At 42.8% G+C, this 6,884-nt stretch carries 3 protein-coding genes; 1 reads left to right on the top strand and 2 read right to left on the bottom strand.

The genetic code is table 11. From position 1 onward, the window contains the following. Positions 1 to 216: 216 nt before the first annotated feature. Both ABES03_RS25445 and ABES03_RS25440 read right to left on the bottom strand, forming a co-directional pair. Positions 217 to 3,975 (bottom strand): S8 family serine peptidase, encoded by a 3,759-nt coding sequence (locus tag ABES03_RS25445; RefSeq protein ID WP_430121970.1) that lies wholly within the window; start codon positions 3,973 to 3,975, stop codon positions 217 to 219. A gap of 237 nt (positions 3,976 to 4,212) precedes the next feature. Next, positions 4,213 to 5,520: a helix-turn-helix domain-containing protein gene (locus ABES03_RS25440; RefSeq protein WP_430121968.1), complete on the bottom strand. Its 1,308-nt coding sequence runs from the start codon at positions 5,518 to 5,520 to the stop codon at positions 4,213 to 4,215. Positions 5,521 to 5,790: 270 nt separating this feature from the next. On the opposite strand from ABES03_RS25440, the gene ABES03_RS25435 reads away from it, so the two are divergent. Next, entirely contained in the window at positions 5,791 to 6,729 is a 939-nt protein-coding gene (locus ABES03_RS25435) for a hypothetical protein (RefSeq protein ID WP_430121966.1), read from the top strand. Positions 6,730 to 6,884 lie beyond the last annotated feature (155 nt).

Genomic DNA, 6,884 nt, shown 5'->3' with positions numbered 1-6,884 from the left:
AGTAACATAGTCAGAAGATAGGGGAACTTCTGACAGAGTTAGAGGAAAAGCGAGCAACATAGTCAAAAGGTCAGTGAACTTCTGACAGAGTAGATGAAAAAAATCCAAACACTGTCAAAAGGCAATACATCATCGACAGGATAAAAAAAGAAAGCTAGCCATTAATAATGGCCAGCCTCCCAAAATCTTATTTTATTTTCGTAATTACGATCGATCTTATCTCAACCCATACGCCTTAATAATCTCCTGAGTAATACTGTTGCCAGCATCATCGGAGGCACTTGCTCGTAGGGAGACAAAGCTGCCTGGCTTATTTGGATGCTTAATGGTGGCTGTCCAGCCCTTGCCTTCCGGAACCAACTCAACCTTTGCCCAAGTCTTTCCTTCATCAAACGAAACCTCTAGAGAAGCCCCGTTAATTTTACCATTACCTGGTGCGTCCGCGATTTGAACAGTAGACAAGCTCAGCTTAGTAGCACGTCCGGCAATAGCGTCACCGTTGATGTCGGTATCTACTTTATAATCAAGTGAAAGCAGCGGTAAATTTGTTTGATATTCTTCTTGCTTCTTAGACCAGAATGTCCACTCGGTATGTGTACGAACGGATGTATGCCAGCGGTCTGCATTACGAGTCACATCACTGACTAATTTGTACTGAGTATTTTCAGTTGGAAACTCTTTAAATAAGTATAGTGCCTGACTTTTTGCTTCCTTGACGAGAGTAGAGCCTTGATAAAACTTGAGTGTCTGCTCACCTGGCCAATTCATCTCTGCACCGGTGTGACCTACTCCTGAATCAGCCCAAGCAGGTACATTTAAAATAAGGCTGTTCCCTGAACGATAAGGGACCCAGAAGCCTTCACCAAAGCGAGGGCGGACTACAGGGGAGAACCATTCTTCCGCAAATTGCTGACCTGGCTTGTATTTCGCTAATGGTTGACGAACCTCCCATTGCGCATCTTCCACTTTAGCCTGATGGTACCAGGATGTACCCTCTTGAGCGGATACCCATTCTGTCCTAACGGATGGAAGTGATAGAATCATTGGGTAGCCTACTCCAAATGTGCGGTAGGACGGAATTTCCCAACGGAATTCCGATCCTGGCGCCGGACGGTCAGATTTATAAGTAGCATTAATTTTTACAAGATCTTTCGTTTTAGGTGAATAGGTTAAATCCTTTGGAATAGCATGATCGTGGTTATCCACAAGGTCATAAACAAATTCACTGTCAGGATTCCCATTGACGTTTAGTTTCAAATGTCCTGAGCGGGCAGCTTTAATCAGTTTTTCGCCCTCAGTGCCACTAATAGCAGCAACTGCGATAGGAGTATTTGATAGAGAATAATCTTCATTTTCAATTCCTACCCATTCGCTTAGTTCCTTCGGTCCATCATTGACCGTAATCAAGAGCTTGGCACCAGCTGCATAGGCGGCTGCAGCTCTCTCTGAACCAGATAATTCATCACTTCGCTCAACGATAACGGCTTTATCCTTCACAATCAGCCCTTTATAATCTTCAGGTGTTCCTTTGCCAGCATAGACGGCATCTAAATTGTATTTTCCCTTTAGAAGGGTACTTCCCGCCTGTGGAATATCATCCAGATCTTGGCCCTGGTAGTTAAGGGTCAACAATGGCTCAGTAAGGCGCCAGCGTGTGTTCATGGTAAAATCTCCACTTTTCACTGCTTTCGTTGGCTCCGCATACATATGATCTTTCCAGACAGGTAGGAGATAAAGGTCATTTACCGTGTTTCCATTAATCGTGCGGAAATACTCCATTTTTCGGAAAGTCGCTTCGGTCTCCTTAGGAATCTTTGCTGTAATTTCGTTGGCTTTACGAGCATTCAGTTCAACCGTTTGCGGACCATCAAGGTTGACTTCTGGGTTTCCGACAAGTGCAACTCCTGCATGATCTGTATTCACGTCAACATCCATCAGAGACATGACAGAATAGGTTCCAGGCGGTAGTCGTAATTCTTTTGTGCCGTCCACTGCCATAAACTGCGGTTCACCGTTCGGACCAAGGAGGTTGATGTACGCAAGGGTAGGAGATCCGTCACGATCAGTTGCTTTTATCGTAAGCGGATATCTTTCCTCTTCTTTAATCATGCCGATTGCTGTATGTGCAACCGTTTGGCCATTTGCATTAGCAGAAAGCTGTCCTTGGTACCGGGCGCCGGGCACACCTAGCTGCGGGTCAAGAGTGACTGTAACATCTGCATTGCCTTTAGCTGGAACAGTCACTTTGTCAGTTGAAAGCTTAATCAATCCAGCAGGAGTATCTGATCCTTTAGTATCTGCAACTGATACAGAAAGATCTAGTGTCACAGGCTGGTCACTGTCGTTTGTATAAGTCACTTTCTTTTCAACTGGAACATCTCCCTCATGTGGCCAGTCAAAAAATCCAAAGTCGATTGAACCAGTGGCATGAACTGTACCCAATGTAGCTGCGGCTACATCCAGTCGACCCGTTCCGCCCTCAAATGGTTTAATTGCATCCAACTTTTTAGTAGTACTCATTAGGGCATCTTTCAATTGTTTACCGTTCCAATCCGGATGGCGCTGTAAGAGGATGGCTGCTGCCCCGGCCACATGTGGGGTCGCCATTGATGTGCCGTCCATTGTCAGATAAGAGCCGCTACCCTGTGTCGCATACTGAGAGCGTGCCGCTGTAATCGCTACCCCCGGTGCAGTAAGGTCAGGCTTTAAACCTGAATTTCCATTACGAGGTCCCTTGGAGGAGAACCATGCAAGCTGATCAGATTTGTCAACCGCACCAACTGTAAGAGCCGCATCTGCCGCCCCTGGTGCGCCAATGCCTTCAGCGCCTGTGTTCCCGGCAGCAATGACAAACAAAGCACCAGTTTCTTCACTGAGTTCATTCACTGCTTGAGACATTGGATCGGTTCCGTCACTGACCTCGCTGCTACCTAGGCTCATGCTGACAATTTTGGCTTGGTGGGCAGCCCACTCCATTCCATCGATGATCCAAGAATCTTGCCCAAAGCCTTCATTACTTAGTACCTTTCCAACTAGAAGACGTGACCCTGGTGCAACCCCTTTATACTTTCCATCTGATGCTGCACCTGTTCCAAGTACTGTGGAAGCAACGTGTGTACCGTGTGCATGGTGGTCGAGGGTATCCTCGCCAGGAACAAAGCTTTTTGCTTCTTCAAGTTGTGCAGCAACATCTGGATGCTCTGAATCAATACCTGTGTCAAGCACCGCTACTTTTACGCCTTTTCCGTCATAACCGGCTTTCCAGGCAGTGGGTGCGCCAATTTGCGGAACACTTTGTTCAAGCGTTGCTTCAACTTTGCCATCAAGCCAGATTTTTTTCATCCCCGGAGTTAATGCAGCTCTAGATGCTTTTGCTTGTTGTGCTCCATGGGTGATGTCCATCCAGAAATTTTTCGCTTCTTTTTTATCTGCAGAAAGGGCTACACCATTAATACTCTCTAGTACATGTGTCTGCTTGGCCCCTTTTGGCGTAGGTTTTGGTGCAGCTGAGCGAGCTTTAGAATCTGAATATTGGATAATGACAGGCAAAGTCTTTTGCGTGGCATCATCATAACCGTCAGCAATGAGAGTAGAGACATTGAATAGATCCTTATCTAAATAGCCTGCTGCTAAATAGGGCATCGCTTGGTCAGGTATGACATAAGTATCTTTGTTGATGGTCATAATACGTGCTCCACCTCCAGCTCGATCTGCAGGTTCCACACTGATGACACTTTTTCCCTCTGCTAATTCTGTTACGGTAACCACGTCCCCAGTAATAAGCGTGATGACATGCTTTCCTGTACTCGCTTTTGCGTTAATCCCTTGAAGACTTGCGAGTTCCGTCATGCCATCTGCTGACTTTATGAAACTTTTACTAGAGTCATCAGCAAGTGCTTGGAGGGTAGGTACAGCTAGAAGAGCAGTCGTCATCATCGCTGTAAAGTATTTCTTCATCCTCGGTTTTCTACTCATGCACATTCTCCTTTTCTTTTTAAAAAGCCTTGTATTCTCTTACTACTTTAAAAGTATAGAGGGGATTAAATAGTCTGTTAATTGGGACAATTATCACTTTTGGTAGGGGATGGAGAACCACAAAGGTAGAAAATCGCGTGAATAATGGATGGAAACTGCGGGTTTATCTAAATCTAATACTTGGGACAATTTAATGAAATCGACAAAAAAGGACAATTGCTTTAAGCAATTATCCTGTTAATCTTTTATATTTGCGTCGTTATGTACATTCGCTTTTTTGAGTTCAACAGGTGACCCGATGTTGAAAAGCTGATTCTTGAGGTGCTGGTTAGCGATTCGAAGATAGTGATTCGCCGAACGAAAGTCCTGTTGTTCTTCGTAATAAGTAGCAATCATCTGTAAATATTTACTTCCCCTATCAGTTGGCATATGCTCTTCAATAATGGCTAGACCATATTTTATCAGATATTGGATCAGCAGCTTTTTCTGTCCAGTTGCTTCTAAATAGAGGATGTTCAATTCAATATAGCGTGGTGACCGTTGATCCTTTATGGAAGTTAGTGTATTTTTTAAAAGGTCCACCGCTGCCTCATTTTGTGAATGAGTAATCAGCGCCTCCGCAAGATAAGAAATCGTGATGTAATAAGAGGAGGAGTGCATCTCTTTGAACTGTAGCGCTTGTGTATAATGGCTTACCGCTTCTTCTAAATCCCCTTGTCTATAAAATAAAAAACCGAGATTATGAAGGGATAGAGCCTTTGTTTCGTTATCCTTAAGCAAATCCGCCTCGGTTAAAATCTGAAGAAGGATCTCGCTGCCTTTTTCAAACTCACCGATATAGATAAAATTAACGGCCAAAATCATTTTAATATAAACGATTCGTAGAAAATTGTTTGTATGTTGAAAAACTTGCAAGGCTTTATAGGCATAGTGAATGGATAAAGAGTAGTGGCATAAATGCCCGTGTAAGGCCGAACGAAAATAATAATACTCGGAAATTTTTGTCTGATACTGGTCTGCCTGTCCTTCAATACGAGAAAGATAGAGAAGAGCTTTAGGATATTGCTCTATTTTTCCATAATAAATCCCCTGGAGTAAATCCCAAACATAGGACTCAAAGGCTGAAAACTTTGAAGCATACCTATGAATGCCTGCTGAAGACTTTTCAAAAGCTCGAAAGTCTTCTAGAGAAAGGTAATAGCGGAGCATATATAATTCAAAAAGATAAATCATGTCCGTACAATGGGCATATTCTTTATACCCCTGCAATTCCTTATATAAAACAGTTGCCTTCTCTTGATGCAGTCGTTCGATGGACTCATAAAACAAATCCAACTTCTGTCTGATGAGCTCATTCTTTTTGTTTTCTTCTTCCATAGAAATCTTCAATCTTTCACATAACAGCTGAAGTGTTTTCGGATTGGCGTCTTTCACATTGTTTTCTATTTTACTTAAGTGTGTAACGGAGCAAATACCATGGCAAAGCTGTTCTTGTGTCTTATTTTGCTTTCTTCGATGATAGTAAATCACTTTTCCAATAGACATATTATCAACCCACTCTCTTGTAAAAAAGAAATAAAGGACTTTTAATCATTTTAACTACTTTAAAGAAATTAGTAATTAAGTAATGGGGATTAATTTTTGGTTATGGATAGGTCTTTAGTCTTGTTTAGAGATTAGAGTGACCCCAAATTGATTTTCATAGACTTTTGACCTTATTTAGTTCGGGAATCAATTTATATGAGTATCTTGTAAAATGAAACTTTTTCCATTTTTTGCCGTAAAAGATACAAAAACAAATTTGGGGGAGTTCTTGTGTACACGGAGATAAATGCAAAGCTAGTTGCGATCCAAGGGGAATTACGGAAGAAGGAGAAATATGAGGGGCAGCTTGCGGATTATGAGAGAGAATTAGAAACGATTGAGGAGAAGCTTGATTTGCTTCAATATCAGTTTTATACAGAGCAGGAGGATGTCGAAAGGCTAGAGCGCTTCGGTTTAACAAAGTTAATTGCTACTTTATCTGGCAAAAAGGAAGAAAAACTATCAAAAGAAAAGCAAGAAATGATTGCTGCACAGCACAAGCTCGAAGAAGCGATAAAAACAAAAAAGGAAATCAATCAAGCGATGAGTGTGCTCGAGAACAATCTAAAAAACTTGGAACACGTTGAAGCGGAGTATCAGCAACTTCTTTTGAAAAAAGAAGATATGATCAAGGTAAGTAGCTCTCCTTTCGCAGCCAAAGTGTTTGGGTTGAGTGAGCAGGAAGGGGCGCTGAATGCGTATATAAAGGAACTAGAAGAAGCGAAACAGGCCGGATTGCGTGTAGAGGACGCACTAAGTGATGCTGTGAGTTCGCTTGATAAAGCAGAAGGTTGGGGGACATGGGATTTGTTTGGTGGTGGAACGATTGCAGGTATGGTCAAGCACCAAAAGATTGATGAGGCGGAGGCCCATCTTCATCAAGCACAAAGATGCATGCGCGAGTTCCAAAAAGAATTATTGGATGTTCAAGAAACGGTATTTGTTGATATCGATATCTCCGGAATGTTAAAGTTTGCTGACTTCTTCTTTGATGGGTTTATCGCGGATTATATGGTCCAGGGGAAAATCCAACGCTCGTTGGAACAAGCTAGAGGCCACCTTGCGAGAGTGACAGGTATATTGAATAAGCTGGAGGCACAGTCTGAGGAAAAGAAAATAGAATTAGAGGATATTCAGAGGGAAAAGCAGGAACTTGTGGAGAGATTATAGGAACTTTTGTTATAAAAGTGAAAGCCAGTCAAACACGGACAGAGTTGGTGGGCAAGAGCAAAAGTGTGACTGAACCTGGGGTGGATTCGGACAGAGTGGGTGAGAAAAAGAGCTAAACACTGTCCGAAGGCAGGTCAACTTCTGACAGAGTAAGC

Origin of the sequence: Neobacillus rhizosphaerae (assembly GCF_050477885.1) — a bacterium.
Lineage (GTDB): Bacteria > Bacillota > Bacilli > Bacillales > Cytobacillaceae > Neobacillus > Neobacillus rhizosphaerae_A.
The sequence above is the reverse complement of the archived record's forward strand: the minus strand, read 5'-3'. Positions and strand labels throughout refer to the sequence as shown.

Bases quoted from the DNA above. Each gene is read 5' to 3' on its own strand.
- ABES03_RS25445 (WP_430121970.1), bottom strand. From the start codon at position 3,975: ATGAGTAGAAAACCGAGGATGAAGAAATACTTTACAGCGATGATGACG.
- ABES03_RS25440 (WP_430121968.1), bottom strand. From the start codon at position 5,520: ATGTCTATTGGAAAAGTGATTTACTATCATCGAAGAAAGCAAAATAAG.